This window comes from Streptomyces sp. MnatMP-M17 (assembly GCF_900091995.1).
In the GTDB taxonomy this organism is placed as follows: domain Bacteria; phylum Actinomycetota; class Actinomycetes; order Streptomycetales; family Streptomycetaceae; genus Streptomyces.
In genome coordinates this window covers 1-1,665 of sequence record NZ_FMDK01001136.1, presented here as the reverse complement: position 1 = coordinate 1,665, position 1,665 = coordinate 1, and the positions used below count along the sequence as shown (strand labels likewise).

General features: G+C 73.3%; 3 protein-coding genes. All 3 read right to left on the bottom strand.

Going from position 1 to position 1,665, the window contains the following annotated elements:
• The coding region (locus GA0115259_RS36930) for an RNA polymerase sigma factor (RefSeq protein WP_272921284.1) at positions 1 to 198 on the bottom strand (198 nt) is incomplete at its 3' end.
• 72 nt (positions 199 to 270) lie between these two features.
• Positions 271 to 537, bottom strand: a complete 267-nt coding sequence (locus tag GA0115259_RS39805) for a hypothetical protein (protein ID WP_141716861.1) — start codon at positions 535 to 537, stop codon at positions 271 to 273.
• Between the two features lie 397 nt (positions 538 to 934).
• The coding region (locus tag GA0115259_RS36920; RefSeq protein WP_093604873.1) for a substrate-binding domain-containing protein at positions 935 to 1,665 on the bottom strand (731 nt) is incomplete at its 5' end.

Below are 1,665 nucleotides of genomic sequence, written 5' to 3'. Positions count from 1 at the left end.
GTGATGGCTCGCGGCCGAGCGCCATACGGTCACAAAGGTGTCCTGGAGGACTTCCCGTACGGTCTCGGCGTCCGGGCACCGCCGCGTCAGCCGGGCCAGCAGCCAGCCGGCGTGCCGGTCGTACAGCAGGGCCAGCGCCTCGGCGTCCCCTTTGGAGACGGCACGCAGCAGCTGGCCGTCGTCGCGGTCACCCTCCATGGGGCGGAACAGTCTCACGCCTCTCTATCGCCGGCACCGGCGCCGACGGTTCACGGCGAGGACTACGAGGGATTACGAAGGGAGGGGCACGGCGGCGACGACGCGCTGGAGGGCGGGTACGGGCTGCGCCTCGGAGATCGCGACCTCGTGGCCCGCGTGGTTGACGGCGAAGATGAACGCGTCGGGCGCGGGCCGGTCGAACATCACGCGAGGGAGTCGCTCGATACCGGACGCGGCGAGGGCCCGCCGCAGTTCGGTGAGCTCGGCGGCCCGCAGCCGTCCGGAGCCGGTCTCACGGCCCGAGGACAGGACGGTATAGCCGCCGTCGTTCCTCACCATGACACTGTCGTGCCGTCCCGCGATACCACCGGATCTGGTGACGATGACAAGAGTCCCGCCGGGCGCCGGCGACGGTGAGGCGGACGAAGACGGAGCCGCTGAGGTCGCCGGGGCGCTCGTGGCCGCTGAGGGAGCCGCACCGGCGGGCGGCGTATCCGTACCGCCCGTACGGTCCGTACCGTTCCCACCGCACCCAACAAGCAGCAGCGCCGGCACCAGCCCCGCCAGCAGCACTCCACTCGCTGTCCGCCCCGCCCGTCGCAATCGCGGTCGAAGCGGTCCCAGCAGCCACATCGCGCCAACTCCCCGCCCGCATCCCGTCCCGGCACCACCGAGCATGCCCGTAGACGCGACCGAGCGACAGCTGTCAGTCAGGCTCTGTGCCATTGATCCGTCCTCAGGCGGAGTGGTCGCGGAGGCGCGGAATCACCCAGTCCGGCGCCCAGGTCCCGGCGGCGCCGTGGCCGGTCGCTGTGGCGGCGAGGTGGGCGCGGAGGGTGGCCAGCGCCGGGTGGGGGTTGTCGCGGTGCCAGAGGAGCGAGTGCGGGTAGACGGGCGTCGGGTCGGTCACGGGGATGCGGCGCAGGCCGTGGCCGGCGGGCCAGACGAGGCGGGTGTGCCCGCCCATGAAGGTGGCCAGAGCCGGGGTGTCGGCGATGGTGTCGAGGAGCGCGTCGGAGCCGAAGTTGGGGCCGGTCGCCTCGATGGTGAGGCCGAACGCGGCGACGAGGTCGTCGTAGTAGGCGGCCCACTCGGTACCGGGGACGATGCCGGGCATCCAGATCCGGTGCCCGGCGAGCTGAGCGAGGGGCACCGACCGGGCGCCCGCCAGCGCGTGGGCGGGGCCGGTGAGGAGCTGGAGCGGCTCGTCGAGCACCCGGACGGACTCGATGTCCTCGGGAAGGGGCCGGCCGGGCACGGCGACGGCGCGGAAGGACGCGTCGATCGCACCGGACCGGATGGCGGCGACGGCCGTCTCGATGTCGAACAGCATCAGCACGTCGAGTTCGATCTCGGGGTGCGCGCGGTGGAAGCCGCGCATCAGGCCCGCCGCCGCGCCACGCGAGGCGATCACGTCGACGCGCAGCGGACGGCGGCCGGTGCGCACGGACGCGACCGCGCGCTCGG